This is a genomic window from Streptomyces sp. NPDC091376, assembly GCF_044757085.1.
Classification (GTDB): Bacteria; Actinomycetota; Actinomycetes; order Streptomycetales; family Streptomycetaceae; genus Streptomyces; species Streptomyces pratisoli.
In genome coordinates, this window is record NZ_JBIVUF010000005.1 from 54638 (window position 1) to 78942 (window position 24305).

The window sequence follows — 24305 nt, forward strand, 5'->3', positions numbered from 1 at the left end:
GGGTCCCCGGGTAACCGCCGCGAGAGCGTCCTCGGCGAGGGGAACGATGCGATGAGCGACACGGGTACGTCTTCGACCGGGACCATCACCACCAAGGTTCCCGCCAGGCTGGACCGGCTGCCCTGGTCCCGGTGGCACTGGACGATCGTCATCGGGCTCGGCACCGTCTGGATCCTCGACGGGCTCGAAGTCACCGTCGTCGGCAACGTCGCCGGCCGGCTCGCCGAGGACGGCAGCGGACTGGCCATCACCGACGCCCAGGTGACCGGGGTCGCGGCCGCGCTGTACGTGGCGGGCGCCTGCGCCGGAGCGCTGTTCTTCGGATGGCTCACCGACCGGTACGGGCGCAAGAAGCTCTTCCTCATCACGCTCGCCGTCTACCTGGCGGCCACCGCCCTGACCGCCGTGTCGACCTCGGCCTGGTGGTTCTTCCTGTTCCGCTTCCTCACCGGCTTCGGCATCGGCGGCGAGTACGCGGCCATCAACTCCGCGATCGACGAACTCATCCCCAGCCGGTACCGGGGCCGTGTCGACCTCATCATCAACGGCAGCTTCTGGCTCGGTGCCATGGCGGGCGCGCTGCTGTCCGTCCTCGCCCTGAACACCGACATCTTCCCCAAGGACATCGGCTGGCGGCTGACCTTCGCCCTCGGCGTCGTCCTCGGCCTCGTCATCCTCCTCGTACGCCGCAACGTCCCCGAGAGCCCTCGCTGGATGTTCATCCACGGCAAGGACCGGGAGGCGGAGGAACTCGTCACCAGGGTCGAGCGAGAGGTCGAGGCGGAGACCGGGAAGCCGCTGCCCGAGCCGGAGACGTCGATCACCATCGCCCAGCGGCACAGCATCGGCTTCGGGACCATCGCCGAGACCGTCTTCCGCTCGTACCCGAAGCGCGCCGTGCTCGGACTCTCGCTGTTCATCGGGCAGGCGTTCCTCTACAACGCCATCACCTTCGGCTTCGCGTCGATCCTGATCACCTTCTTCGACGTGCCCACGGGCGTGACCGGCTACTACTTCACGGTCATCGCCTTCGGCAACTTCCTCGGCCCGCTGGTCCTCGGTCCGCTGTTCGACACCGTCGGGCGCAGGCCGATGATCGCGGGCACGTACATCGGCTCCGGCGTCCTGCTGTTCGCCACCGCCTGGCTGTTCGACGCCGGACGGCTGAACGCGGTGACGATGACGGCGTGCTGGTGCGTGGTGCTGTTCTTCGCCTCGGCCGGAGCCAGTTCCGCGTACCTCACCGTGAGCGAGATCTTCCCCATGGAGACCCGGGCCATGGCGATCGCGTTCTTCTACGCCGTCGGCACGGCGGCGGGCGGGATCTCGGGGCCGCTGATGTTCTCCGAGCTGACGTCCAGCGGGGTGGTCGGCGACACCGTGCTGGCGTTCTGCGTCGGCGCGGCGCTGATGACGGCGGCCGGGCTGGTCGCACTGTTCCTCGCGGTGAGGGCCGAGGGCCGGTCCCTGGAGTCCATCGCCACCCCGCTCTCCGCCCAGGCGGCCCTGCGCCCGACGGCGGCCCCCGCGACCACCCCGCCGGGCCGGGCCGGCACCGGGCGGGACTGAGTTTCACACCTGGGCCGGCAGCCGGGCCCCGCGCGGTCCGAGCGGCCCCCGCACCGGGATGCGGCCCCGGGCGACCGGCCCGGAGACCGCGTCCTCCGCCGGGAGGACCAGCAGTCGGGTCGTCCCGCGCGTGCGGTCGGTGGCGTACGTCGGCCGGGGGGCGTGGACGTCTGCCGGGTCATCGGTGGGCGGCCGGAGCCGTCAGAACGCCTACGCGGCCGAGGCGGTCAGCCGCTCAGACATGTGCGAGTCATGCAGGAAGGAGTTGGACGACTCCCACCCACGGGAAGTCGCCCGTCCTCTGAGTCGCGCGAACGCTCCAGCGTCCTGCGGGCACAGGAATCTGGGCCTGCTCCGGTAGTCCTCCCCGGTCCGGGTACTCCACGGTGAGGTCCACTCCGGCTACGGCGGAGTCCAGGAGTACCGCCGATCCATCCGTCTCCCACACCCCGCAGTCTTCCCAGTCGGTGGCGGGGTCGTCCAAGACGGCCCTCGCGGCCTCGAGGAGCTCGGCGTCCGAATCAGCGGCGAGCGAGCGCACGAAGACATTCTGCTCGGAGAGGTAGCAGGTCGTGGCCGGCTCGTCGGCCAGCACCAACCCCGAGGCTTCGGCGCCAACGCCGATGATCCCCGCCAAGCTCTCCACATCACACGCGCGGTCGTAGTCGTCGGGAACGTCAGTCCCGCCGACGATGATCCCGCCTTCCGTGCAGCCACCCCACTGGTCCACGGCAGAGGCCGGGATGACGATCAACGGGCCGCCCATCGACGCCACCCAAGCGAGGTCGGCGTGGAGGTGTCGAGAGTTGTTGCGAGATGCGGTCATGTGATCAGTCTGCCCTGTCGACTGACAGTGCCTGAGGCGCGATGCCGCACCGACGAGCACGTGTGTGACTGGTCGAGAGATGTGTCACCCGCGTCAGCCCGGCGAGCCGCCATCATGTTGCGACGGTCATTCCGGATCGCGGCGGCGCCCTTGCCGCCTGGCGTCGGCGGCTGCCCCGTCCTCGTGGGCTCCGTCGGTCCCCGCACCGTCCTGCGCCGCGTCCGCGTCCGGCTTGAGGGCACGTACGAGCAGCACTCCGGCGACGATCACGGCGATGCCGAGCCAGGTCGGCCCCGAGCCGAGGGAGAGCATGAGGATGCCCACGGGTACGAGATAGCCGGCCAGCGGAATCATCAGGGCGCCCACCGAGGTCGGGCTGCCGCGGGTCGCCGTGCCGCCGGCGATCCGTTCCCGTACGACACCGGGGTACCACTCGGTGAAGCGCAGCGCGACGATGATCGCCCCGATCTGGATGAGCCAGTTCGTCCAGATGTTGTCGCTGTCGCGGAGCACGAGGTCCCCGTAGAGGCCGGAGACCGCCGCCACGAGGAAGGCGAGTCCCCACACGGCGGTGATCACGTAGTTGGTGTGCATGAACCCGCGGGTGTGCCACAGCTCGCGGGGCACCTGCTCGCGTGCGTACTGCACGGTGAACGGCACGCGGACCGCCATCGAGCCGAAGGCGATGGCCACGAGTGCGAAGTTGGAGAGTTCGCCGGAGTAGGTCTCCAGCCACCGGAGGGTGCCGTCCGAAGCCACCGCCCCGACGATCGCGAGGGCCGCGAAGAAGGCGACGTCGGCAACCTCGAGGATCTTCAGCGACGTGCCCGGGCGCCGCAGCCGGTCGAGGACGAGCAGCATCACGGCGATCGCGAGGGCGATGCCGACGGAGAACTCGAACCGGCCGGGACCGACCAGGACCGAGAAGACGATCCACGGGAGCATTCCCACGATGGGGTTGTCGAGGAAGCCGGCGAGTCGGCTTCCCGCCTCGGTGCCTGCGCCGGCGTTCATGAACACGCCCTTCCGGAGACGGCCTACTGTCCAGACTGCGCCCTGACGTGCCGCCGCGCGAGGCGGGCCCCGGCGGACGACGCCGCCCGACGGCGTCTGTGGGACGCGGCCGAATCGTGGCCGGTCCGGCGGTTCACAGAAGGGCAAGCGACCGCTTAGTATGCGCTGCGAGCAGTCGTACGCCCCTACACACCGCGGAGGCCCCGAATGCAGGCATGGCGAGTGCACCGGAACGGCGAGCCGAGCGAGGTGATGCGCCTCGAAGAGGTCGACCGGCCGGAGCCCGGCGAGGGCCAGGTCCTGCTGAAGGTGCGGGCCGCGAACATCAACTTCCCCGACGCCCTGCTGTGCCGCGGCCACTACCAGGTGACGCCGCCGCTGCCCTTCACCCCGGGCGTGGAGATCTGCGGGGAGACCGAGGACGGACGCCGCGTCATCGCCAACCCGGCTCTGCCGCACGGCGGACTCGCCGAGTACGTCGTGGCCGACGAGGCCGCTCTGCTGCCCGCGCCCGAGGCGCTGGACGACGCCGAGGCCGCCGCCCTGCACATCGGTTACCAGACCGGGTGGTTCGGGCTGCACCGCCGGGCGAACCTCCAGGAGGGCGAGACCCTCCTGGTGCACGCGGCGTCGGGCGGAGTCGGCAGCGCGGCCGTGCAGCTCGGCAAGGCCGCGGGCGCCCGCGTCATCGGCGTCGTCGGCGGACCGGACAAGGCCGTCGTCGCCCGTGAGCTGGGCTGCGACGTCGTGCTCGACCGGCGCTCCGACGACATCGTCGCCGGCGTCAAGGAGGCCACCGGCGGCCGTGGCGCCGACGTCGTCTACGACCCCGTCGGCGGCGACGCCTACGCCAAGTCCGCCAAGTGCGTGGCCTTCGAGGGCCGCATCGTGATCGTCGGCTTCGCGAGCGGCGCCATCCCCAGCCCCGCGCTCAACCACGCCCTGGTGAAGAACTACTCGATCGTCGGGCTGCACTGGGGGCTCTACAACCAGAGGGACCCGCGGGCCGTACTGCGCTGTCACGAGACCCTGACCGAGTACGCCGCCAAGGGCCTGATCAAGCCGCTCATCAGCGACCGGGTCGCCTTCGGGGACGCCGCCGACGCCGTCCAGCGCGTCGCCGACGGGTCCACGACCGGCCGGCTGGTCGTCCTTCCGGAAGGAGCCGCGGCATGACCGACGCCGCCGAACTGCGCACGCGCACCCGCGCGCTGCTGGCCGCGCACCCGCCCGCCGAGACCGGCCGCACCGACTTCCTCAAGGCCCGTTTCGACGCCGGACTCGCCTGGGTGCACTACCCCGTGGGGCTCGGCGGCCTCGACGCGGCACGCTCGCTGCAGGCCGTCGTCGACGCCGAACTGGAGGCCGCGGGCGCCCCGGACAACGACCCCCGCCGGATCGGCATCGGCCTCGGCATGGCCGCGCCCACGATCCTCGCGTACGGCACCGGAGAGCAGAAGCGGCGTTTCCTGCGGCCGCTGTGGGTGGGCGAGGAGGTGTGGTGCCAGCTGTTCAGCGAGCCCGGCGCGGGCTCCGACCTGGCCGCACTCGGCACCCGCGCGGTGCGGGACGGCGACGACTGGGTCGTCGACGGCCAGAAGGTGTGGACCTCCAGCGCCCACCTCGCCCGCTGGGCCATCCTCATCGCCCGCACCGACCCGGACGCGCCCAAGCACCGCGGCATCACCTACTTCCTCTGCGACATGACCGATCCGGGTGTCGAGGTCAGGCCGCTGCGCCAGATCACCGGCGAGGCCGAGTTCAACGAGGTCTTCCTCACCGGCGTCCGCATCCCCGACGCCCACCGTCTCGGCCCGGTCGGCGACGGCTGGCAGGTCGCCAGGACCACGCTGATGAACGAGCGCGTCTCCATCGGCGGCATGCGGCTGCCGCGCGAGGGCGGAATGATCGGGCCCGTCGCCCGGACCTGGCGCGACCGGCCCGAACTGCGCACCCACGACCTCCACCAGCGCCTGCTCACCCTCTGGGTGGACGCCGAGGTCGCCCGGCTCACCGGTGAACGGCTCCGCCAGCAGCTCGCCGCCGGCCAGCCGGGACCCGAGGGGTCCGGGATGAAGCTCGCCTTCGCTCGGCTCAACCAGGAGATCAGCGGGCTGGAGGTGGAACTGCGCGGCGACGAGGGCCTGTTGTACGACGACTGGACCATGCGCCGCCCGGAGCTGGTCGACTTCACCGGCCGCGACGCCGGCTACCGCTATCTGCGCTCCAAGGGCAACTCGATCGAGGGCGGCACGAGCGAAGTGCTGCTGAACATCGTCGCCGAACGCGTGCTCGGGCTGCCCGCCGAGCCGCGCAACGACAAGGACGTCGCCTGGAAGGACCTCGCGCGATGAGCACACAGCCCGACCTTCTTTACTCCGAGGCCGAGGACGACCTGAGGGCCGCCGTACGCTCGCTGCTCACCGACCGCTCCGACCACACCGCCGCCCTGGCACGCGCCGAGTCGGGGGCACCGTACGACGAAGGACTGTGGCAGTCCCTCGCCGCCGGTATCGGCGCCGCGGGGCTCCTCGTCCCCGAGGAGCTCGGCGGCCAGGGAGCCGGTCACCGTGAGGCCGCGGTCGTGCTGGAGGAGCTCGGCAGAGCCGTCGCCCCGGCGCCGTACCTCACCAGCTCCGTCATCGCGACCGAGACGCTCCTCGCCCTCGACGTCGAGGACGCCGATGTCGCCGAGCTGATCAAGGGACTGGCCACCGGCCGGACCGCCGCGGTGCTCGCCGTCCCGCTCTCCGCCTCCGCCGGCGCGGACCTCCCCGACGGCGGAGGCGCGCGCGGAGTGGCGGACGCCGCTGCCGCCGACGTCCTGCTGGTCCTGCGGCCGGACGGGCTCCACGCCGTCGAGCGCGGCGACGCCACGGTCGAGCCCCTCGTCCCGCTCGACCTCACCCGGCCCCTCGCCTCCGTCAGCACCGCCGAAGGCACGGGCATCCGCCTCGCCGACGCGCGGACGGCACGCACCGCCGTACGCCGCGGCCTGCTGGCCGGGGCCGGACTGCTCGCCTCGGAACAACTGGGCGTCGCCGAGTGGTGCCTGGAGGAGACCGTCCGCTACACGCGTGAACGGCACCAGTTCAACCGGCCCGTGGGCTCGTTCCAGGCGCTGAAGCACCGGATGGCACAGCTGTGGCTGGACGTCGCGGGCGCCCGCGCCGCCGCCAGGAACGCCGCCGACGCGCTCGCCGCCGCAAGCGCCGAGGCACCCCTCGCGGTCGCCGTCGCCCAGGCCCACTGCTCCCGGGTCGCCGTGCACGCCGCCGAGGAGTGCGTCCAGTTGCACGCCGGTATCGGTATGACCTGGGAGCATCCCGCACACCTGCGTCTCAAGCGGGCCAAGGCGGACGAGATCGCGCTCGGCACGCCGGGCCGCCACAAGGAGGTGCTGGCGGAACTCGTCTCGCTGCCCGCCCCTCGATGAGCGGGTAAGGGGCAGTGAACTGCCCACCCCTTTACATGCTGTTTAATTGCGTACCGTTCGCAACAACAGTTGATCTTCAGTAGGGGTGTGGGATCCATGACCGCCCGTTCGATACGCGGCACGGCCGCCGCGACCCTGGCCACCATCGTGGCCACCACCGCGGCGGCCTGCTCGAACCCGGGCAGCGCCGGACCGGGGGCCGCCAAGGACTCCGCCGTCGTCGGCATCGCGTACGAACCGGAGAGCCTCAGCCCGCTCCTGGGCTACGGCAAGGACGGCAACTCCAAGATCTTCGACGGGCTGCTCGCCTTCGACGGGGCGATGAGGCTGAAGCCCGCGCTCGCCGTCGCGCTGCCCGAGGTCGCCGACGACGGCCTGACGTACACGTACCGGCTCCGCAAGGGCGTCACCTTCAGCGACGGGAAGCCGTTCACGGCGAAGGACGTCGTCTTCACCTACCGGACGATCCTCGACAAGAAGACCAACAACCCCAACAAGACGGAGCTCGACGCGCTCAAGGACGTCAGGGCCGTCGGGGACGACACCGTCGTCTTCACCCTCAAGTACCCGTACGCGCCCTTCGCCGAGCGCACCGTCCTCGGCATCGCGCCCGAGCACGTCGCCGCGAAGCAGGACGTCAACTCCGGCCCCTTCACGACCCGCCCCATCGGCACCGGGCCCTACGTCCTCACCGGGTGGTCCCGGGGCGAGAAGCTCAGCTTCAAGGCCAACCCCGGCCACTGGGGCGGAGCGCCCGCGGTGAAGAGGTTCACCATGGCCATCATCAAGGACGACGACGTACGCGCCACCCGGTTGCGGGCCGGCGACCTCGACGGCGCCATCCTGCCGCCCAACCTCGCCAAGGGCTTCAACGCCGACGGGAGCAGGAAGACGTACGAGGCGACGACGTACGACTACCGGACGGTGACCCTCCCGACCCACAACGAGGTCGCCGGCGACACGGCCGTACGCCGGGCCCTCGACATCGCCGTCGACCGGGGAACGATGGTCGACAAGATCCTCGAAGGGGCCGGAACGCCCGCCTACGGACCCGTGCCGACCTCAAGCGCATGGTTCGCGAAGGGCACCGAACGCCGCCACGACCTCGCAGGCGCGAAGAAGATCCTCGACGAGGCCGGCTGGAAGCCCGGCCCGGACGGAATCCGCGTCAGGAACGGCGTCCGCGCCACCTTCCCGCTGTGGTATCGCTCCGGCGACAAGCTGCGTCAGGACCTCGCCCTCGCCTACGCCTCCGACGCCAGGAAGGCCGGCATCGACATCAGGACCCAGGCCGGCACCTGGGAGGTCATCGAGCCACGGATGAAGGACGACGCCGTCCTCGCGGGCGGCGGCTCGCCGGGCGACCCCGACTTCGACCAGTACCTGCTGCTGAAGTCCACCCTCGGCGGCGACGGCTTCAACAACATGGCCCGGTACGACAACCCCGCCGTCGACCGGGCCCTCGAAGCGGGCCGCAGGACCGACGACAAGGCCGCGCGGAAGGCCGCCTACGACACGATCCAGCGCGAGCTCGCGAAGAACCCCGGCTACACCTTCCTCACCCACATCGACCATGTGTACGTCGTCGCCGACCGCTGGGACGGGCTGTCCACCCAGGTCGAACCGCACGACCACGGGCTCGCCTCCGGCCCGTGGTGGAACGTCGAGGACTGGAAGCCGAAGAAGTGACCCGCCGCCCGAGGGGACTTCCCTGGGCGGCGATGGCCCGGATGACGGGACGGCGGGCGCTGTCCGCCGTCCCCGTCCTGCTGGCCGTGACCTTCGCCGTCTTCGCCGTCGCCGCGGCCTCCCCCTTCGACCCGGTCAAGGCGTACACCGGCACCGCCGGACTCACCGCCTCCCAGGAGAACCTCGACCAGATCCGCGCCAACCTCGGCGTCGACCAGCCGCTCCTCTCCCGCTGGTGGCACTGGCTGACCTCGGCGCTCGCCGGTGACCTCGGCGACTCCAGCGTGCTGCGCCGGCCCGTCGCCGAGGTCATCGGTGAACGCCTCGCCTGGTCCGCGCTGCTCGCCGCCGCGGCCTTCGCGCTCGCGATCCTGCTCGGCACCGCCCTCGGCGTGGCGGCCGCCCGCCGCCGGGGCGGACCGCTCGACCGCGCGGTCGGCTCCGCCGCGTACATCCTGGAAGCCGCACCCGCCTTCTGGCTCGGGCTGCTCGCCATCTGGTTCTTCGCGCTGGAACTCGGCGTGCTCCCGGCCGGCGGCCTCACCGACACCGCCGACGACACCGTGACCCCCGGCCAGGTCGCCACCCACCTGGTGCTGCCCGCCGCCGTGCTCGGCATCTCCCAACTGCCCTGGTTCTTCCTCTACGTACGCCAGGGAGTCGGCGACGCGCTCGACGAGGACCCGGTACGCGGCGCCCGTGCCCGCGGTCTCGGCGAACTCACCGTCCTGCTCGGCCACGCGCTGCGCTCCGGCATGCTGCCGATGCTCACCCTGATCGGCTCCCGGATCCCCGAACTCATCACCGGCGCCCTGCTCGTCGAGACGGTCTTCAGCTGGCCCGGTATCGCCGCCGCGACCGTTCAGGCCGCCACCTCCGTCGACTTCCCGCTGCTCGCCGCGCTCACCGTCCTGGCGACGGCCGCGGTGCTCTTCGGGAACCTGCTCTCCGATCTGCTGTACGGGCTCGCCGACCCGAGGGTGGGCTTCGATGGCTGAACTCGCATGGCGCTCACGCGGCCGGACCCGGCGCTCCACGCGCACGGTACGGGTCCTGGCCTCGGCCGCGATCGTCACGGCCGTCGTCCTGGCCGTCCTCGTCGTACCGCCGCTCGTCCGGCTCGACGAGCAGGCCGTCGACTTGTCGATGAAGCTGCAACCGCCGTCCTGGGAACATCCATTCGGCACCGACGACGTGGGCCGTGACCTGCTGCTGCGCTGCGTCTACGGACTGCGGGTCTCCCTGCTCGTCGGTCTGGTCGCCGCGATCGTCGCCACCGTCGTCGGCACCGCCGTCGGCGCGGCGGCCGCGGCGCTCGGCGGCTGGACCGACCGCCTCGTGATGCGCGTCGTCGACGCCTTCGCGTCCGTGCCGCATCTGCTCCTCGGCATCTTCATCGTGGCCATGTTCCGGCCGGGGGTGTGGCCCGTGATCGTGTCGGTGGCGCTCACGCACTGGCTCTCGACCGCCCGCATCGTCCGCGCGGAGGTGCTGTCGCTGCGCGCGCGGCCGTTCGTCGACGCGGCGATCTCCGGTGGCGCGTCACGGTGGCGGGTCACCGTACGCCATCTGCTGCCGGGGGTCCTGCCCCAGGCGGGCCTCGCCGCCGTCCTGATGGTGCCGCACGCCATGTGGCACGAGTCGGCGCTGTCGTTCCTCGGCCTCGGCCTGCCCACCCATCAGGCCAGCCTCGGCAACCTCGTCCAGACCGCGCGGGGCTCGCTGCTCGCCGGCGACTGGTGGCCGACGCTCTTCCCCGGCCTCTTCCTGATCGTCCCGACCCTCGCCGTCGCCGGTCTCGCCGCCGCCTGGCGTGACCGGTTGAGCCCGCGCCGCCGATCGGAGCTGATGCTGTGACCGTCCTGTCCGTGCGCGGGCTGTCCGTGCGCTTCCGGATGCGCGGCGGACGGCACGTCGCCGCCGTCACCGACGCGTCCTTCGACCTCGCGGCGGGGGAGTGCCTGGCACTGGTGGGGGAGAGCGGCTGTGGCAAGTCGGTGCTCGCCTCGGCGCTGCTGGGGCTGCTGCCCGGCAACGCGGAGACGGCCGGGTCCGCCGTCGTCGACGGCATCGACGTCCTCGCGGCGGACGAACGCACCCTCGCGCGTACGGTACGGGGCCGGCGCATCGGGCTCGTACCGCAGAGCCCCGCCGCGCATCTGACGCCCGTACGGACGGTACGCGCCCAGCTGGAGGAGACGCTCCGGGCGCTCACCGGCACGCGGAGGAAGGAGCTCCCGGCCGCCACCGAGGCCGCGGCCGCGCGGGCGGCCTTCCCGCCAGGACACCTCGACGCGTACCCGCACGAGCTGTCCGGCGGGCTCGCCCAGCGCGCCGCGACCGCGATGGCGCTCATCGGCGACGCCCCGCTGCTGCTCGCCGACGAACCCACCACCGGGCTGGACCGGGACCTCGTCGACCGCACCGTCGACGAACTGCGGCGCCACGCCGACGACGGCCGGGCGCTGCTCATGATCACCCACGATCTCGCCGCGGCCGAGCGGATCGCCGACCGCGTCGCCGTGATGTACGCCGGCCGCATCGTCGAACTCGCGGACGCCCCCGCGCTCTTCGGCCGGCCGGGCCCCCGCCATCCGTACACCCGGGGCCTCCTCGACGCCCTGCCCGAACGCGACTTCACTCCTGTCCCGGGCCTGCCGCCCGCCCTCGACGCACTCCCCGCCGGCTGCGCCTTCGCGCCCCGCTGCCCCCGGACGACCGGTGCCTGCGGGACCACACCGCTCCTCACCGCCGGCCTGGCCTGCCACCACCCGGTGACCCTCGTGGAGAGACGCCATGCTTGAACTCGACCGCATCACCGCCGGATACGACCGCCGCGCCCCCGTCGTCCGGGACGTGTCCCTGAGCGTCGCGCCCGGCGAGGCCGTCGGACTGCTCGGGCCGAGCGGATGCGGGAAGTCCACGCTGGCGCGGGTCGCCGCGCTGCTGCACCGGCCGGACGCGGGCCGGGTCGTGCTCGACGGCGAGGAGGTCCGCGGATGGCGGCACCGCGCGCCGCGGGGCCTGCGCACCGCGATCGGGGTGGTGTTCCAGCAGCCGAGGATGTCCGCGGACCCCCGGCTGCGGCTGCGCGACCTGATCGCCGAGCCCCTGCGCGCCACCGGCCGCCGTACCGAGGCCGCCGGCCGGGTGAGCGAACTGGCCGCCGCCGTGGGGCTCACGGACGACCTCCTGACCCGCCGCCCCCACGAGGTCAGCGACGGACAGCTCCAACGGGCCTGCCTCGCCCGCGCTCTCGTGCTGCGCCCGCGCTGGCTGGTCTGCGACGAGATGACCGCGATGCTCGACGCGTCCACCACCGCGGCCCTCGTCGGGGTCGTCGAGGACTACCGCACGACGACCGGCGCGGGCCTCCTCGCCGTCGGCCACGACCGCACCCTCCTGGAGCGCTGGTGCGACCGTACGGCCGACTGGGCCGAGCCCGCACCCACCGCTGCCGCACGCGTACCGGTCCACCTCGCCCGAACAGGGCCCCGGTTGAGCGCCGGATGACGGATGGCCGAACTCTTACCCGCGTCCTGCCCGCGGGAGGGGGACGGCACGGATACTCGCCATGTCCTCGCACTCCCGCCCGCACCACAGAGCCCGGAGGCACCATGGCCCGCACCACCCGTCGCCGTGCCGTCACCACCCTCGCCGCCGCCTTCGCCGGAGCCGTCTCCGTCGCCACGGGCTCCGTACCCGCCCAGGCTTCCGGACACCCCGGCGCGGTACGACCGTTGCGGCGGGCGCACGCCCACAACGACTACCTCCACGCCCGCCCCCTGCACGACGCGCTGGACCACGGCTTCACCAGCCTGGAGGCCGACGTCTTCCTGGTCGACGGGCAGCTGCTCGTCGCCCATGAGCCGGCGCAGCTCGACCCCACCCGCACGCTCGCCCGGCTCTACCTCGATCCGCTGCTGGCCCGGGTCAGGGCCAACCACGGCTGTGTGTACCGCGGTTACCACCGGCCGGTGCAGCTCCTCATCGACCTCAAGAACGACGGCGCGAACGCCTACCTCGAACTCCACCGCCAACTCCGCGACCACCGGCGCATCCTGACCACCTTCGCCCACGGAGCCGTTCGCCCCGGCGCCGTCACCCCCGTCATCTCCGGCGACCGTGCCGCCCGCGCCCCCATGGAGGCACAGCGCGTCCGCCACGCCTTCTACGACGGACGTCTCGACGATCTCGCCGCCCCCGCCCCGGCACCCGCCTCCTTCATCCCGCTGATATCCAGCAACTGGACCCACAGCTTCACCTGGCAGGGCGACGGCCCGTTCCCCGACGCCGAGCGGGCGCGGCTGAACTCCATCGTCTCCACCGCCCACGCCCGCGGTCAGCGCATCCGGTTCTGGGCCACACCCGACGCCCCGGGCCCCGCCCGCGACGCCCTGTGGACCGAACTGCTCGCCGCCCACGTCGACCACATCAACACCGACGACCTCGCGGGCCTGCGGCAATTCCTGCGTGCCTACGACCGATGAGCCACCATCGGTAACCCCCTGGTCAACAACCGATTTGACGACCACCCGATCGGCGGACACGCCATTCGTCCGTCCGGCGCCTCCACTCCGCCACACTGGCGCCCGAATGCCGCACACTCCGGGTGCGGCGGAGGGAGGCCGGCCATGGCAATTTCGATCTCGGTGGTGCTTCTGCTGCTCGTCCTCGCGGTGATCTTCCTCCGCAACGGCGGGCTGAAGCTCTCGCACGCGCTGGTGTGCGCCCTGCTCGGGTTCTTCCTCGCGGGCACGAGCATGGCGCCCACCATCCAGGACGGGGTTTCCGCCACCGCCGAGGTGGTCGGCAAGCTCAAGCCCTGACCCGCCGCCCCGCGCCGCTCCCGCAGCCCGGGGCTGCGGGCGACAGGGCGCCTCTCCCGGCGTTCAATGGAACGTATGCATGCCGCGAAGGCCGTGCGACCGAGCCGCAGCCGCTCACTCGCCGTAGCGGGCCTGGCCGTACTGCTCACCGCGGCAACGGCCCTGGCCTCGGGTGCCGCCGACCCGGTCCCCTCGCCCAGCCCCACGCCGCCTCCGACGGAAGCCGCCCCGAAGCCACCCCCGGACCAGCCGCCGCCGCTGCTCACACAGGCCGATGTGGACCGCGCCGTCGCCCGCCTCGACGGCGTCGTGAAGGACCTGATGAAGCGGACCGGCGTACCCGGAACCGCCGTAGGTGTCGTGTACAAGGACCGGGTGGTGTACCTGAAGGGTTTCGGCAAGCGGCACGTCGGCGAACGCGCGGCCGTCGGTCCCGACACGGTCTTCCAGCTGGCGTCGCTGTCGAAGCCGGTCAGCTCCACCGTCGTCGCCGGGGCCACCGGCGACGACACCGCCGTCTGGGACGAGCCGGTCGCCGCGCATCTGCCCGGCTTCGCCCTGAAGGACCCCTGGGTGAGCCGCCACGCCACCGTCACGGACCTCATGTCCCACCGCAGCGGACTGCCGGACCACGCCGGAGACCTGCTGGAGGACCTCGGCTACGACCAGGCGTACATTCTCGGCCATCTGCGCCACGAGCCCCTCGCCCCGTTCCGCGCGAGCTACGCCTACACCAACTTCGGGTTCACCGCGGGCGCGGAGGCCGTCGCCCGCGCCAAGGGCGTCAGCTGGCAGAAACTCAGCGAGGACACGCTCTTCGGCCCCGCCGGCATGAACTCCACCAGCACCACCTTCGCCGACTACGCCAAGGCCCGGAACAAGGCCGTCGGGCATGTGAGGAACGCCGACGGCACCTGGCAGGCGAAGTTCGTCCGGGACGCGGACGCACAGGCACCGGCCGGCGGCGTCAGCTCCACCGCGTCCGACATGACGCGATGGCTGCGGCTCCAGCTCGCCGACGGCAGGCTCGACGGCCGGCAGATCGTCGACGCCGAGAACCTGGAGCACACCCATCTGCCGGAGATCGTCTCGCAGCCACCGACCTCCCCGGCGGGCCGCACCGGCTTCTACGGCCTGGGCTGGAACGTCGGATACGACGACCGCGGCCGGCTCCGGCTCAGTCACTCCGGCGCCTTCGACCTCGGCGCCAACACCAATGTGACCATGCTCCCCGGGGAACAACTCGGCATCATCGTCCTCACCAACGGCCGCCCGGTGGGCCTGGCCGACTCCGTCGCCGAGGACTTCTTCGACACCGCCGAGTACGGGAAGCCCACCCGGGACTGGCTCCCGCTCATCGCCGCCCTCTACGCGCAGGAGGACCGGGCAGCGGTCTCTCCCACCGACTATGCCGAGCCGCCCGCCGTCCGCGAAGCGGCACGCCCCGACAGCGCGTACACCGGGACGTACGACAACGCGTACTACGGAAAGGCCGTGGTCACCACGGACGAGGACGGGCTCGTCCTCGAACTCGGCCCCGCGCCGAAGCGGTACCGCCTCAGCCACTACGACGGCGATACCTTCAGCTTCGCCACCACCGGGGAGAACGCGGTCGGCCGGACCGGCGTCACCTTCACCTTCGGGGAGGGCAAGACCGCGGACAGGCTCCGCGTCGAGTACCTCGACGAGACGGGCCTCGGCACCTTCACACGCCGCTGAACCGCTGAACCGTTCAACCGCTGAACTGGTGAACCGCTGAACCGCCGACCGAGCAGTGGCTCCGGGACCCATGGCACGTTGTTGCACGGTCATGAAGGACCCATGAAACCCCTCGCGTCTCCATGGACACTTCACGAAGTCGGCTCTAGCGTCGGACCGTGGCGTAACTGACGAATCGTCAACAAGGAGCGGCATTGTCCCGACGAGCGCTCTCCCGCGCACTGGCCCTGATCCTGGGCGTGGCCGTGTACGCCGTCACCGTACCGGCCCCCTCCGCACAGGCCGACGAGATCCCCAAGGCCCCCGGCCACCGCCTCGTGAGCGCCTACGAGGGAGCGCCCGCCGCCGCCCGCCCCGTTCCGGGCACGCCTTCGCCGCAGCATCCGTATCTCGCGCCCAACGGCCGCAGCGGCATGCACGCGGACGCGGCCGGCAGCGGCACCCACCCCTTCCCCGGCCCGCTCGGCGACCAGCCGACCGTGACCAGCGAGCAGATCGCCCCGCTCGGCGGCGAATGCGCCACCGCCACCTTCGACTCGGCCGGCCGCCTCGTCACCGTCTGCGGCACGTTCTCCGGCTTCCTGCTGAAACTCCTCGATCCGCGCAGCCTGGACACGCTCGCCGAGTACCAGCTGCCGCAACGCCCCTCAACGGTCGAGGCCATCACCCGCCTCGACTTCTCGAAGATCTTCAAGGACACCTCGGGCGGCGCCTACTTCTACCTCGACGACCAGGACCGGGCCGTGCTCGCCGACTCACGCGGACACCTCCTGCGCGTGGCGCACCAGCGGTCGCCGGACGGCTCCTGGCTGTTCGTGGTCGAGGACGACTGGGACCTGACGCCGTACGTCCCGCACGACTGCGTCAGCTGGACCAACCTCCACCCCAGCGGCGTCTGCGACCCCGTCACCTCCGTGATGCCCGACTGGCAGGGCCGCATCTGGTGGGTCACCCGGCTCGGCCGCGTCGGCACCGTCGACCCGGAGACCTCGGCCGTCCGCTCGGTGCGGCTGGCGGGCGAGGAGATCCAGAACTCCTTCTCGGTCGCGCAGGACGGCGTCTCGATCGTCTCCGACCACGCCCTCTACAGCTTCGCCGCCGCGTCGGACGGCACCCCGCGCATCCAGTGGCGCCAGACGTACGACCGCGGCACCGGCACCAAGCCCGGGTCCGTCAACCAGGGTTCGGGCACCACACCGGACCTCTTCGGCGACGGCGACCGCTACGTCGCGATCACCGACAACGCCGACGACCGGATGCACGTCCTCGTCATGCGGCGAGGCACGGACGTCCCGGCGCAGCGGCGGCTCGTCTGCAAGGTCCCCGTCTTCGGCTCGGGCGCCTCGACGACCGACAACTCCCTCATCAGCTGGGGGAACAGCCTCGTCGTGGAGAACAACTACGGCTACGAGAACCCCCTGTCGCTCACCTTGGGCCGCAGCGTCGTCGGCGGCGCCACCCGCATCGACGTACGCGAGGACGGCAGCGGCTGCGACACCGTCTGGGAGAGCGACGTCCGCTCACCCTCCACCGTGCCCAAACTGTCCACCGCGAACGGGCTGCTCTACTTCTACGAGAAGAGGCCCCACCGCCTCGGCATCGACGCCTGGTACCTGACCGCCGTCGACTTCCGCACCGGGCAGCGCCGCTGGAGCCGTCTCACCGGCACGGGAGCGCGGTACGACAACAACTGGGCGCCCATCACCATCGGTCCCGACGGCACGGCGTACGTGGGCGTCTTCAACGGCATCGTCGCCGTCCGGGACCGGCAGGCCCCGGGCGACGGGGGCTGAGCGGGGGCCCGAACCGCGGATGCCCGGGGCCGGATCAGGGTGGGCCCCGGGCATCCGCCCGCACATCAGGTGATGTTCGGCATCTCGCCCTCGGTCGTCGTGACGTCGATGACGGCGAACGCCGCGCCCTGCGGGTCGACGACGGCCGCGAATCTGCCGAAGGGGCTGCTCATCGGCCCGAACACCGGCTTGCCGCCCAGCTTCTGCGCGGTCGCCACCGCGGCGTCGCAGTCGGGGACGGTGAAGTACACCTGGATGTAGGAGGGGACCTCCGGCGGGAAGTCCTCGTCGGACATCTTCATGCGGCCCAGTACGGGGTCCGCGCCGAGATCGAAGAGCTTGAAGTCGATGCGCTCGTCCTCCAGCTTCTTCGCGCCGTAGCCGAAGACCGCGGGGAAGAACGCGTCGGACTTCTCGGGCTCACGCGTGAACACCTCGGCCCAGCAGAAGGCACCGGGCACGTTCGTCGCCTGGAAGCCTTCGTGCGTGCCGGACTGCCACAGGCCGAACGTGACTCCGGCGGGGTCCCGGGCGATGCACATGGTCCCGAAGTCACCGACCGCCATGGGCTCCATCAGCACGGTGCCACCGCTGCGCCGGATCTTCTCGGCGGTGGCGGCGGCGTCCGGCGACGCCAGGTAGAGACACCACTGCGAGTGGGCGTCCTGCCCCGGCATGGGCGGGACCACGGCGGCGACCGCCTTGCCGTCCACGTACGCCTCCGTGTAGTCGCCGTACTCCGACGCGTTCTCGCCGAAGGTCCAGCCCAGGACCTCGCCGTAGAAGGTCTTCGCGCCCTCCACGTCGGTGAACATCGCGTCGGCCCAGATCGGGGCGCCCTCGGGTGCTGCAGCCATGACGATGACTCTTTCTGCTGTCCGGTGGGAGGTCCTACGGGCAACGCTAGTCAGCGCGCCCCCGTCGCGCGCGGTGACGCCGCTGCTCACACGCGGGAGAAGACCCCGATGCCGTTCGGCACCGGCCGCTCCGCCCCGCCGCTCGGATGGTTACGCACCGTGATCGAGCCGGCTCCGGGAGCCCGGGTGACCAGCGTCGACGAACCTCCGCCGTCCAGACTGAACGCGTCGGCCGACCCGGCCTGCCGCATCACGGCGGCCAGCTCGGAGATCGTCAGCCCGGTCCGGAACTCCGGGGCGCCGTCCAGCGCGAGCAGCAGGAGCGTGCGCCCCTCGTCGGCGATCCCGGCCGCCGAGCGCACCGCGGCCGTGTCGGCGTCGAGCCCGGGCAGCGGCGCTCCGCCCCGCAGGACCGGATAGCCGCCCACCGCGAACCGGTACGGCTGTCCCGAGCGTGCCTCGACGAGCCGGTGCCGGATCGTCACGGCGTCACCGACACGCAGCTTCCGCAGCTCCACCGCCCCCGCCTCCCGGCCGACCAGCACTTCGGTGTCCGCGGCGATGGGACCGCCGCCCGGGGTGGCGGCGGCCGAGACGACACGTCCGCCGCGCACGGTCACCTCGTGCGTCACCGTGCTGCACGGCGCCGCCCGGTCGGTGTCCGTACCGCAGGTCGCACGGACCCGCGACACCGAGCCCCAGTCGGAGGTGAACGCCCCGACCGAACCCACGGGCAGCGCGTACTGGTTGAGTCCGCCGAGGGCCAGCTGCCCGCCCGGCGTGCGCAGACCGCCGTCGAGGGCCAGCCTGCCGAGTCGTGCCCGGTGCTCGCCGTCCACGCCGATCACCTCACGCGTGGAGGTACCGGGCGGCAGCACCGGACCGAACCGCTGCCCGTCGGGGACGGCCGCCTTGAGATCGTGGCCGTCCGCGATCGCGGGCCCCACCGAGGCTCCCGTCGCCTGGACTCCGGGATGCTGGGTCTCGGTGATGTTGAAGAAGTCGCCGTTCACCCCGCCGACCGCGCCCCTGCCGCCGGCCATCGTGGACAGCGTGGCCCGCGCACCGACCACGCCCGGATACAGCAGGCCGACCGCAACCCGCGGATCGTTCAGGTCCACCGACAGCAGATGGGCCCTCGTGGGGCCCTTCGACGCCGCGATGTCGAACTGCCGGTACCGGACTCCCGGCGCGAGCCTCGTCCAGGCTCTCTCCCCGGCCGCCGCCGGGGCGGCGGCCACGAGCCCGGTGGCGGCCAGGACGCCCCAGGCCACCAGCAGGCCGAGCACCGTACGGAACCGAGCATGACGTGCCGTCACTGCGCCCCCAACTGTCCGGTCGACTCTCCCGATTCACCGCAGAGTTGACCAGACGCGGGAGGGCTACGAGCCGACCAGCCGCGAACGGATCAGAAATCGCACCCCTTCGGGTGCCTCGAGCGAGAATCCGCTGCCACGGCCCTCGACGACGTCGACGATAAGGCGGGTGTGCCGCCACGCCTCGTACTGGCTCGCCGACATCCAGAAGGACACCGGCTCGGTCACTCCTTCGACCGACAGCCGCGCCAGCAGCACATCCGAACCGCCGGTCCTGAACTCGCCCTCCGGATAGCACATCGGCGCACTGCCGTCACAGCAGCCACCCGACTGATGGAACATCAGCGGACCGTGGACGGCCCGCAGCCGCCGCAACAGCTCGGCGGCCGCGGGGGTGAGCTCGACGGGCGGAGATCCGTTCGGGTCCACCATCGGAACCCCCTCTCGGCGTGTCGGTGCCTCAGCCAACACCGCGCAACGTTGCGAGGCGGTTGCATGCCCCGTCCCTCGCGTGCAGCCGGCCGCGGGGTACGTCCCCGACGCGGGCCGTCAGCCCTCCAGGCGCTCCAACAACCCCGGCAGACCGGCGAAGGAATCCACGACGTGGTCCGGCGAACCCGACGCGGCCCGGTGCGTTTCGGGGAGGTACTTCCCCGTCCTCACCAGAACGCCGGCGAGTCCGTGGCGCTGGGCGGCGAGCACGTCGGACTCGATGTCGTCGCCCACCATGAGGGTTTCCGAGGCATCGGCACCGAGATGGGCCAGGGCCGCGGCGAAGAAGGGGCCCGCGGGCTTCCCCGTCACCTCGGCCTCGACACCCGCCGCCCGCTCCAGGCCCGGCAGGAAGGCGCCCGAGTCGAGCTCGAGCCCCGCCCCCGTACGCCAGTACAGATTGCGGTGCATGGCCACCAGACGGGCGCCCCGCTGGAGATGGGCGAAGGCGCGGTTGAGTGCCGCGTACCCGAACTCCGGGCCCGCGCCACCGATGACGACCACGTCGGCGACACCCTCCTCGTCCGGGCCCATGAGGGTGACACCCGCGAAGTCCTCCCCGATGTCGCCGCTGTTGAGCAGCAGGCAACGCGCCCCGGGGAAACGCTCGGTGAGGTACGCGGCGGTCGCGACGGGAGCGGTGAGGACGTCCTCGGCGGTGACCGGGAAGCCGGCCTCGGCCAGCGCCGTCGCGATGGAGTTCCGCGTGCGTGAGGTGGTGTTGGTGAGCAGCGCCAGGCGAAGGCCCCGCTCCCGCAGTCGCTCCAGCGCCGTGACCGCGCCCGGAAGGGGCTCCCAGGACACCGTGAGCACACCGTCGATATCGATCAGGACCGCGCCGACCCGCTGCATGAGGTGACGGTACCGAGGGCCGGTGGGAGGACCAAGCAGATCCGCCGCGCCCGGCCCGCGACCGGCCCCCGCCCGGCCTGGGGCCGGGCATGCGTCCGCGGTGTGAGCCCGGCTCGGGACACGGGCTCACACCGCGGGTCTCAGGTGCCGACCCGGCCGTCCGTCACGGCGCGGGGTCGAGCACGACCGGCAGCTCCACGAGGCCGCGGAAGGCCGGGAACGGGACCTCCATCCACTTCGGCCCCGCCGAGGGGTCGGCCGGCGCGATCCTCGGGAACCGGCTGAACAGACCGGTGAGGGCCAGTTGCATCTCCAGCCGGGCCAGCGGCGCGCCCAGGCAGTAGTGACTGCCGTGGCCGAACCCCAGATGCGCGCTCTGCGCGTTCCCCGGTCGTGTCACGTCGAACTCGTCCGGGGAGTCGAACTTCAGCGGGTCGCGGTTGGCCGAAAGGAGCGCGATCTGCACGAGGGCGCCCTTCGGGATCCGCGTACCGCTGATCTCCAGGTCCTCGGTCGCGAACCGGAACGTCGCGCTCTCCACCGAGCCGTCGTAGCGCACCAGCTCGTCCACGGCGGGTCCGACCAGCTCCGGGTTCTCCTGCACGGCTCGCAGCTGTGCGGGATTGGCCAGGAAGTGGTACACGGCGTTGCCGATGAGGTACGCGGTCGTCTTGTGGCCCGCGAACATCAGCAGGAACGCCGTCGAGACCAGCTCGTTCTCCGTGAGGCCGCCGTCCTTGTCCTGAGCCTCGGTGAGCGCGCTGAGCAGGTCCTCGCCCGGGCTCCTGCGCTTGCGCGCGATGAGCTCCGTGAAGTAGGCGTGGAGATCCTCCTCCGCCTTCTGCTGGGCCCGCTTGGACTCCTCGCTGAAGCCCGTCTGCGCCACCGTGGTGGACAGCCGCTGCATCACGGACCGCTCCTCGGGCGGTACGCCGAGCAGCTCGCAGATCACGGTGATCGGCAGCGGGAACGCGAACGCGGGCAGCAGGTCCACCGGCTCCCCGGTCGGGCATGCGTCGAGCAGCTTCCCGACGATGTCCTGGATCTTCGGCCGCAGCGCCTCCACACGGCGCGGCGTGAACTCGGAGTTGACGAGCTTGCGCAGCCGCGTGTGCTTGGGCGCGTCGGAGTTGAGCATGTTGTCGTCCAGCGCCACCGACGAGTCACCGAAGATCCTCCGGTAGGCGTCCATGGCCCCGTACATGTCCTTGCTCAGCCGCGGATCGGACAGGGCGGCCCTGGCGTCCTCGTACCGTGTGATCAGGTACGTCTCGATGCCGTGCGGCGGTTTCATCGGGCATACGGGCGCGGTGTCCCGTAGGTGTGCGTAGACCGGGTGCGGGTTCCGCCGGAACTCGGCGGTGCACTGCTCGGCCGCGGCGACGGGGTTCTGCGTGGTGGTCACGGACGGCTCCTGAGGTCGAAGAGGGCCTCGGCGTTGCCGCCGAGGATGCGCTGCTGCGACGCCTTGTCCACAGGCAGCTTCTCGATCATGCGGATGAGGTCTTCCAGCGGTGCGGACATCGGCGGCGAGTCGCTGCCGAAGAGCATCCGCTCGGGCCCCAGGACCTCCGCGTTGAGACTCAGGTGCGCCGGGCTGAACGGGCTGGTGTCGACGTACATGCGCTGCAGTGCGGCGCCGGGGTCGGCCGACCGCGGGCTCGACGGCGGGGGACCGCCCGCCGGAGCGGCGGGCCGCCCCGACGGCGCTCCCGACGGAGGGCCTGAGGGCGCCCCCGAGGGCGCGCCCCCGCCCCAGTGACGGGGGCGCGCCGCCGTCTGCAGGCGCTCCGGCAGCAGCGCCATCGCGCCGCCGCCGGTGGCGCCGATCAGCCGCAGACCGGGGTACCTGTCCAGCCATCCCGCGAACGCGATCATGGCCATGGCCGTGCCGACATCGCCGAACCGGCCGATCTGCTCGACGAAGCCGATGTCGTCGACCTGCTCCGTGCCGATGGGTTCGGCCGGGGCGTGGACCATGACCGGCACTCCCGCCTCGGCGGCCATCGCGAAGAAGGAGTCGGACCGCGGCGAGCCGAGCAGCTCGCCATGGACGCTGGAGGGGGTGATCAGGCCGACGAAGGCAGGGTCGGACAGGGTCTCCCTCACCCCCTCCAGATGATCGTCGTCGCCGAACGGGTTGGCGTAGACGTATCCGCGCAACTGGTCGGGGAACGAGGCGATCAGCCCCGACATCCAGGCGTGGAAGCCGCGGAGCCGGTCACGCGGCTGCTTGAAGTTGTCCACGCCCGGGACCCGTGCCATCGCGCCGGCGCCCACCGGGCTGCCGATGATGGTGAGGTCGATCCCGGCCTGGGCCCGTGCGGCGAGCATGCCGTCCACGTCGGTCAGGCTGGGGGGCATGGGGAAGCGTTCGGCCGCCTCCGGTGGGGACAGATGTCCGTGGATGTCGATGATCATGTGTGGCTTCCCGGTTTCGGTGTGAGGGCGCGGGTGACCGCGGCACAGTCCTCGTCGCCGAGTCCTTGCTCGGTGGCGCGGACGTGGGTCTCCGCCGCCGCGGCGGCGAGCGGCAGACGCAGTCCGGCCGCCTCTGCCTGCTCAGAGGCGAGCATGAGGTCCTTCGCCATCAGGCGCAGCCGGAAGTCCGGCTCGTCGAAGCGCCCGGTGGCCAGGCGCCTGGACTTGAACGCCATGACCGGGGAGGCGAAGCCGCTGCCCGCGATCGTCTTGAGAACGAGCCGCTTGTCGAGACCGGAGGCGGCCGCCAGTTCGGCGGCCTCGGCCAGGGCCTGCACCTCTATACCCATGAGCAGGTTGAGGAGCAGTTTCATCCGCATGCCGGAACCGAGTGCGCCCAGATGGACGACCTCCTTGCCCAGCATCTCCAGCAGCGGCCGGCCGGCGGTGAACACCCGCTCCTCGCCGCCGACGAACAGCCGCAGCTCGCCGTCGCGGGCGTGCTCCCGGTTGCCGAGCATGCCCACGTCCATGACGGAGGGCGCGTTCCCGGCGATGCGGACGACCTCCTCGGGGGCGACGGTGCTGGCGCAGATCAGGGCGCCGGGGTAGTCGCCCCTGGCCAGGACCCCGTCAGGGCCGCGCAGTACGGTGCCGAGGGCGTCGCCGTCGGCGACGGTGCAGATCGCGGCGCTCGTTCCCTCGACGGCTTCGCTCGGACGGGCCGCGGCGAAGGCGCCGGCCCTGGCGAGCGGTTCTGTCCGCTCGGGGGTACGGTTCCAGACCCGTACCTGAATGCCCTGGTCGAGAAGGCGGGTGGCAAGGCCCGTGCCCATCGTGCCGAGGCCGAGGACGGCGACGGGGCCGTTGGTGGTGCGCGTCATGACGTCTCCTTCACGGTCTCCTTGACGACCCGGAACCGCAGCGACTGCGTCGAGTCGACCCATTTGCGAAGCGGGGCCACCAGTGCGCGGTGGTCCTCACTCTGCTGCCAGGCGAAGAAGTGTTCGGGAGTCTCCCATTCGCTGGTGATGACCCACTGGCGGGAGTCGTCAACGGGCTCTCCCAGCCTCTCGATGATGTGACCGGGAGTTCCGGCGACGGATTTCCGGAGCTTCTCGTACATCTCCAGGAATCCTTGCTCGCCGCCCTCGATCACACGGACCGCGAAAACCACGGACAACCTTTCGGCCATCTGGCCGTTCTGCACAGTGCCCATGTCTCCTCCTGATGGTGAGATCTGGCAGGACACGCTTTCTAAGGACTCATGGCGCCAGTAGCCACGCAACTCCAATGGGTGCACGACCCAGTGGGGACAAGGGCTTTCCCTTACTGGTTAGACCGTCCGAGTGAGTACGGAAGGCCCCCTGGGCGGGGCGGATTTGAGCTGGGCCGAACGTGCTTACGGGTGCGGGGGACGGCCCGTCGATCGAGGCCCTTCAGGCGATCGGAACCCGGTTGTAAGCCGTTGGGGGCACATTCCCCGGCGCAT

Annotated in this window: 23 protein-coding genes; 13 read left to right on the forward strand and 10 right to left on the reverse strand. The window is 71.7% G+C overall.

Translation table 11 applies throughout. The features are described from left to right. Positions 1 to 51: 51 nt before the first annotated feature. A complete protein-coding gene (locus ACIQMR_RS12490; protein ID WP_401385381.1) occupies positions 52 to 1569 on the forward strand; it encodes an MFS transporter in 1518 nt (505 codons plus the stop codon). Between the two features lie 250 nt (positions 1570 to 1819). Here the strand turns inward: ACIQMR_RS12490 and ACIQMR_RS12495 are convergent, their stop codons facing one another. Then, complete coding sequence (locus ACIQMR_RS12495) at positions 1820 to 2395, reverse strand: Imm21 family immunity protein (protein ID WP_401385382.1); 576 nt, start codon at positions 2393 to 2395, stop codon at positions 1820 to 1822. A gap of 126 nt (positions 2396 to 2521) precedes the next feature. Beyond that, a complete protein-coding gene (locus ACIQMR_RS12500) occupies positions 2522 to 3409 on the reverse strand; it encodes a hypothetical protein (protein WP_401385383.1) in 888 nt (295 codons plus the stop codon). Positions 3410 to 3616: 207 nt separating this feature from the next. Here ACIQMR_RS12500 and ACIQMR_RS12505 point away from each other — a divergent pair, with 207 nt between their 5' ends. The 12 genes from ACIQMR_RS12505 (at position 3617) to ACIQMR_RS12560 (ending at position 16875) form a co-directional block, all read left to right on the forward strand. Then, on the forward strand, positions 3617 to 4585 hold the full coding sequence (locus tag ACIQMR_RS12505; protein ID WP_401385384.1) for an NADPH:quinone oxidoreductase family protein: 969 nt from the start codon (positions 3617 to 3619) through the stop codon (positions 4583 to 4585). Then, the gene (locus ACIQMR_RS12510) at positions 4582 to 5763 is read left to right on the forward strand and encodes an acyl-CoA dehydrogenase family protein (RefSeq protein WP_401385385.1); all 1182 of its coding nucleotides are present in this window, start codon (positions 4582 to 4584) and stop codon (positions 5761 to 5763) included. Before ACIQMR_RS12505 ends, ACIQMR_RS12510 begins: the two co-directional genes overlap by 4 nt. Continuing rightward, entirely contained in the window at positions 5760 to 6845 is a 1086-nt protein-coding gene (locus ACIQMR_RS12515; RefSeq protein ID WP_401385386.1) for an acyl-CoA dehydrogenase family protein, read from the forward strand. The genes ACIQMR_RS12510 and ACIQMR_RS12515 overlap by 4 nt, the downstream gene beginning before the upstream one ends. 96 nt (positions 6846 to 6941) lie before the next feature. Further along, positions 6942 to 8534, forward strand: coding sequence for an ABC transporter substrate-binding protein (locus ACIQMR_RS12520; RefSeq protein ID WP_401385387.1), 1593 nt, complete (start codon positions 6942 to 6944; stop codon positions 8532 to 8534). Positions 8535 to 8566: 32 nt separating this feature from the next. Beyond that, entirely contained in the window at positions 8567 to 9532 is a 966-nt protein-coding gene (locus ACIQMR_RS12525; protein WP_401385732.1) for an ABC transporter permease, read from the forward strand. After that, complete coding sequence (locus ACIQMR_RS12530; protein ID WP_401385388.1) at positions 9525 to 10391, forward strand: ABC transporter permease; 867 nt, start codon at positions 9525 to 9527, stop codon at positions 10389 to 10391. Before ACIQMR_RS12525 ends, ACIQMR_RS12530 begins: the two co-directional genes overlap by 8 nt. 38 nt (positions 10392 to 10429) lie before the next feature. After that, positions 10430 to 11338: an ABC transporter ATP-binding protein gene (locus ACIQMR_RS12535; RefSeq protein ID WP_401385735.1), complete on the forward strand. Its 909-nt coding sequence runs from the start codon at positions 10430 to 10432 to the stop codon at positions 11336 to 11338. Then, positions 11331 to 12047, forward strand: a complete 717-nt coding sequence (locus ACIQMR_RS12540; RefSeq protein ID WP_401385389.1) for an ABC transporter ATP-binding protein — start codon at positions 11331 to 11333, stop codon at positions 12045 to 12047. Before ACIQMR_RS12535 ends, ACIQMR_RS12540 begins: the two co-directional genes overlap by 8 nt. 104 nt (positions 12048 to 12151) lie before the next feature. Next, positions 12152 to 13024: a phosphatidylinositol-specific phospholipase C/glycerophosphodiester phosphodiesterase family protein gene (locus ACIQMR_RS12545; RefSeq protein ID WP_401385390.1), complete on the forward strand. Its 873-nt coding sequence runs from the start codon at positions 12152 to 12154 to the stop codon at positions 13022 to 13024. 144 nt (positions 13025 to 13168) lie between these two features. Further along, complete coding sequence (locus tag ACIQMR_RS12550; protein ID WP_266385200.1) at positions 13169 to 13363, forward strand: hypothetical protein; 195 nt, start codon at positions 13169 to 13171, stop codon at positions 13361 to 13363. 75 nt (positions 13364 to 13438) lie between these two features. Then, positions 13439 to 15082 carry a serine hydrolase gene (locus tag ACIQMR_RS12555; protein ID WP_401385391.1) on the forward strand — a complete coding sequence of 548 codons (1644 nt, stop codon included), beginning with the start codon at positions 13439 to 13441 and terminating at the stop codon, positions 15080 to 15082. A gap of 194 nt (positions 15083 to 15276) precedes the next feature. Continuing rightward, the gene (locus tag ACIQMR_RS12560; RefSeq protein WP_401385392.1) at positions 15277 to 16875 is read left to right on the forward strand and encodes a hypothetical protein; all 1599 of its coding nucleotides are present in this window, start codon (positions 15277 to 15279) and stop codon (positions 16873 to 16875) included. Positions 16876 to 16940: 65 nt separating this feature from the next. Here the strand turns inward: ACIQMR_RS12560 and ACIQMR_RS12565 are convergent, their stop codons facing one another. From ACIQMR_RS12565 to ACIQMR_RS12600, 8 genes are all read right to left on the reverse strand, one after another. Next, the gene (locus tag ACIQMR_RS12565; protein ID WP_401385393.1) at positions 16941 to 17732 is read right to left on the reverse strand and encodes a VOC family protein; all 792 of its coding nucleotides are present in this window, start codon (positions 17730 to 17732) and stop codon (positions 16941 to 16943) included. 86 nt (positions 17733 to 17818) lie between these two features. Continuing rightward, complete coding sequence (locus tag ACIQMR_RS12570; protein WP_401385394.1) at positions 17819 to 19051, reverse strand: phosphodiester glycosidase family protein; 1233 nt, start codon at positions 19049 to 19051, stop codon at positions 17819 to 17821. A 63-nt stretch (positions 19052 to 19114) separates the two neighbouring features. After that, a complete protein-coding gene (locus ACIQMR_RS12575; RefSeq protein ID WP_266385186.1) occupies positions 19115 to 19480 on the reverse strand; it encodes a DUF779 domain-containing protein in 366 nt (121 codons plus the stop codon). Between the two features lie 117 nt (positions 19481 to 19597). Further along, entirely contained in the window at positions 19598 to 20392 is a 795-nt protein-coding gene (locus ACIQMR_RS12580) for an HAD-IIA family hydrolase (RefSeq protein ID WP_401385395.1), read from the reverse strand. 163 nt (positions 20393 to 20555) lie between these two features. Further along, entirely contained in the window at positions 20556 to 21797 is a 1242-nt protein-coding gene (locus ACIQMR_RS12585; protein ID WP_401385396.1) for a cytochrome P450, read from the reverse strand. Next, positions 21794 to 22813 (reverse strand): amidohydrolase family protein, encoded by a 1020-nt coding sequence (locus tag ACIQMR_RS12590; protein ID WP_401385397.1) that lies wholly within the window; start codon positions 22811 to 22813, stop codon positions 21794 to 21796. Before ACIQMR_RS12590 ends, ACIQMR_RS12585 begins: the two co-directional genes overlap by 4 nt. Continuing rightward, positions 22810 to 23697, reverse strand: a complete 888-nt coding sequence (locus ACIQMR_RS12595) for an NAD(P)-dependent oxidoreductase (protein ID WP_401385398.1) — start codon at positions 23695 to 23697, stop codon at positions 22810 to 22812. The genes ACIQMR_RS12590 and ACIQMR_RS12595 overlap by 4 nt, the downstream gene beginning before the upstream one ends. Then, positions 23694 to 24032 carry an antibiotic biosynthesis monooxygenase gene (locus tag ACIQMR_RS12600; protein ID WP_266385176.1) on the reverse strand — a complete coding sequence of 113 codons (339 nt, stop codon included), beginning with the start codon at positions 24030 to 24032 and terminating at the stop codon, positions 23694 to 23696. The genes ACIQMR_RS12595 and ACIQMR_RS12600 overlap by 4 nt, the downstream gene beginning before the upstream one ends. Positions 24033 to 24305 lie beyond the last annotated feature (273 nt).

Coding starts and splice junctions, on each gene's coding strand:
- ACIQMR_RS12490 (WP_401385381.1), top strand. CDS start 52: ATGAGCGACACGGGTACGTCTTCGACCGGGACCATCACCACCAAGGTT.
- ACIQMR_RS12495 (WP_401385382.1), bottom strand. CDS start 2,395: ATGACCGCATCTCGCAACAACTCTCGACACCTCCACGCCGACCTCGCT.
- ACIQMR_RS12500 (WP_401385383.1), bottom strand. CDS start 3,409: ATGAACGCCGGCGCAGGCACCGAGGCGGGAAGCCGACTCGCCGGCTTC.
- ACIQMR_RS12505 (WP_401385384.1), top strand. CDS start 3,617: ATGCAGGCATGGCGAGTGCACCGGAACGGCGAGCCGAGCGAGGTGATG.
- ACIQMR_RS12510 (WP_401385385.1), top strand. CDS start 4,582: ATGACCGACGCCGCCGAACTGCGCACGCGCACCCGCGCGCTGCTGGCC.
- ACIQMR_RS12515 (WP_401385386.1), top strand. CDS start 5,760: ATGAGCACACAGCCCGACCTTCTTTACTCCGAGGCCGAGGACGACCTG.
- ACIQMR_RS12520 (WP_401385387.1), top strand. CDS start 6,942: ATGACCGCCCGTTCGATACGCGGCACGGCCGCCGCGACCCTGGCCACC.
- ACIQMR_RS12525 (WP_401385732.1), top strand. CDS start 8,567: ATGGCCCGGATGACGGGACGGCGGGCGCTGTCCGCCGTCCCCGTCCTG.
- ACIQMR_RS12530 (WP_401385388.1), top strand. CDS start 9,525: ATGGCTGAACTCGCATGGCGCTCACGCGGCCGGACCCGGCGCTCCACG.
- ACIQMR_RS12535 (WP_401385735.1), top strand. CDS start 10,430: ATGCGCGGCGGACGGCACGTCGCCGCCGTCACCGACGCGTCCTTCGAC.
- ACIQMR_RS12540 (WP_401385389.1), top strand. CDS start 11,331: ATGCTTGAACTCGACCGCATCACCGCCGGATACGACCGCCGCGCCCCC.
- ACIQMR_RS12545 (WP_401385390.1), top strand. CDS start 12,152: ATGGCCCGCACCACCCGTCGCCGTGCCGTCACCACCCTCGCCGCCGCC.
- ACIQMR_RS12550 (WP_266385200.1), top strand. CDS start 13,169: ATGGCAATTTCGATCTCGGTGGTGCTTCTGCTGCTCGTCCTCGCGGTG.
- ACIQMR_RS12555 (WP_401385391.1), top strand. CDS start 13,439: ATGCATGCCGCGAAGGCCGTGCGACCGAGCCGCAGCCGCTCACTCGCC.
- ACIQMR_RS12565 (WP_401385393.1), bottom strand. CDS start 17,732: ATGGCTGCAGCACCCGAGGGCGCCCCGATCTGGGCCGACGCGATGTTC.
- ACIQMR_RS12575 (WP_266385186.1), bottom strand. CDS start 19,480: ATGGTGGACCCGAACGGATCTCCGCCCGTCGAGCTCACCCCCGCGGCC.
- ACIQMR_RS12580 (WP_401385395.1), bottom strand. CDS start 20,392: ATGCAGCGGGTCGGCGCGGTCCTGATCGATATCGACGGTGTGCTCACG.
- ACIQMR_RS12590 (WP_401385397.1), bottom strand. CDS start 22,813: ATGATCATCGACATCCACGGACATCTGTCCCCACCGGAGGCGGCCGAA.
- ACIQMR_RS12595 (WP_401385398.1), bottom strand. CDS start 23,697: ATGACGCGCACCACCAACGGCCCCGTCGCCGTCCTCGGCCTCGGCACG.
- ACIQMR_RS12600 (WP_266385176.1), bottom strand. CDS start 24,032: ATGGGCACTGTGCAGAACGGCCAGATGGCCGAAAGGTTGTCCGTGGTT.